The organism is Mesorhizobium sp. M7A.F.Ca.ET.027.02.1.1 (assembly GCF_004022985.1).
GTDB lineage: Bacteria > Pseudomonadota > Alphaproteobacteria > Rhizobiales > Rhizobiaceae > Mesorhizobium.
The window spans coordinates 1-1,750 of record NZ_RZOL01000689.1 but is presented as its reverse complement, the minus strand read 5'-3'; the positions used below and the strand labels follow the sequence as shown (position 1 = coordinate 1,750).

The 1,750-nt window shown below is 59.8% G+C and carries 2 protein-coding genes and 2 pseudogenes; 3 read left to right on the top strand and 1 reads right to left on the bottom strand.

From position 1 onward, the window contains the following. Window positions 1-252, bottom strand: a pseudogene (locus EN749_RS37995) (helix-turn-helix domain-containing protein); the annotation flags it as partial. A 151-nt stretch (window positions 253-403) separates the two neighbouring features. Here EN749_RS37995 and EN749_RS35140 point away from each other — a divergent pair. The 3 genes and pseudogenes from EN749_RS35140 to EN749_RS38375 form a co-directional block, all read left to right on the top strand. Beyond that, window positions 404-1,327, top strand: a pseudogene (locus EN749_RS35140) (trimethylamine methyltransferase family protein). Between the two features lie 55 nt (window positions 1,328-1,382). Continuing rightward, window positions 1,383-1,532, top strand: a complete 150-nt coding sequence (locus EN749_RS37990; protein ID WP_189367939.1) for a hypothetical protein — start codon at window positions 1,383-1,385, stop codon at window positions 1,530-1,532. A 4-nt stretch (window positions 1,533-1,536) separates the two neighbouring features. Further along, window positions 1,537-1,750, top strand: a 214-nt coding sequence (locus tag EN749_RS38375) for a hypothetical protein (RefSeq protein WP_210214758.1), incomplete at its 3' end; no start/stop codon positions are given.

Sequence of the window (1,750 nt, the reverse complement as noted above, 5' to 3'; positions counted from 1 at the left end):
GCGCGATGTCCAGATGCCGGCTTCCGTCATCCATTTGCGTAGCGTCTCGGTGCTGACGGCGATCTGGTGCCACTCAAGCAGCTTCTCGCGAGCAAGCGTCGGGCCGAAGTCCCGGTAGCGATCGCGTACCAGATCCAGTGTGGTGTTGCGAAAGTCCTCATCATGGCGCCGATTGCTCGGTCGGCCGCGCTTCTTCGAGGCCAGCCCGCCGGCGCCGTCCTGGTCATAGGCCTGCAGCAGCCGGTGAACCTTCAAACAAACTCTCAACTTGATCGACCCGGAAATAGCGCTCGGCTGCCGTCTTGCTGGTTGGATTATCCCTGCGCGCGTGGGCGTCGTAAACGTCTCCTGGGATCCAAGTAAATTGCCCTGCCATTTGTTACATCTGGCAGAAGGATAACGATTGCAAGCCAATCGAACCGATCGAAGTCCTCGTAGGTGACGTAGGGACGGTCATTCCTTACGATTTGCTGTCGGAGGAGGGCCTGCTGGCGATCGAAGACGCCGCCGCGGTGATCCTGGAAGAGATCGGTATTGAGTTCCGCGACGACCCGGAATCGCTCGAGCTGTGGCGGAGCGCAGGCGCCGTCGTTGACGGCGAGCGGGTCCGTTTTCCGCGCGGGATGCTCGGCCCGATTCTGAAAACGGCGCCTTCGACGTTTACGCAGCACGCCCGAAACCCGGCCCGTTCCTTGAAAATTGGCGGCCCACATGTCGTGTTCGCACCGGCCTACGGTTCGCCTTTCGTGCGCGACCTGGACGGGGGACGCCGATACGGCGCGCTCGCCGATTTTCAAAACTTCGTCAAACTCGCCTATTCGATCCCATGGCTGCACCATTCGGGCGGGACGGTATGCGAGCCAGTCGACATCCCGGTCAACAAGCGGCACCTCGACATGGTGTCGGCCCATCTGCGCTATTCGGACAAGCCGTTCATGGGTTCGGTCACTTCGGTGGAACGCGGCGAAGATTCGATCGAGATGGTACGCATCGTCTTTGGCCGCGAATTCGTCGACCAGAACTGCGTCATCCTTGCGAATATCAACGCCAACTCTCCGCTGTTTTCGACGCCACCATGACAGGTGCGCTCAAGGTCTATGCGCGCGCCAACCAGGGAGCTGTGATCGTGCCTTTCTGGGAGTCGGAAGTCGCTGACAACAACAGCTTCGAGCAGTGGCGTGACGCGGGGGAAAAGGATGCGCTGGTCCGCGCGAACGCACGCTGGAAGAAGCTGCTAGCCGAGTACGAGGCTCCCCCTCTAGATCCGGCCATCGACAACGAGCTGGCCGATTTTTGCGCGCGGAAAAAATCGGCGCAATCGGACTAGTGGTACTGAGCGGTCACCGTCAGCGCCGTTCCTTTTCTCATTTTCGGACAGTTCAATGAAGATCCGTTCTATAAAAGCGACTCCGGTCAATATCCCCCTGGAGAAACCCCTCTGGTGGACGGGCGGCCATTATCCGGGCACATCCAAGGTGATCGTCGAAGTAGAAACCGACCAAGGGATCGTGGGCCGAGGCGCCTTCGGTTGATGTCTTGGCAGCGAAGTCTGCCCGCGTGCACGGTGCCCAATACCACACGCACACACCCGTTATCGAAACACGCCAAAGGAAGGACGGCACCTGGGACGTGGTTACCCCCAAAGGAACCATTAATGCCGAACACGTACGGCGATCCGACTGCTTCGGCCGCGTGGGCGGGGAAGAATTCTTGCTGGTGTTGTCGAACACATCAACAGCCGCGGCGGATC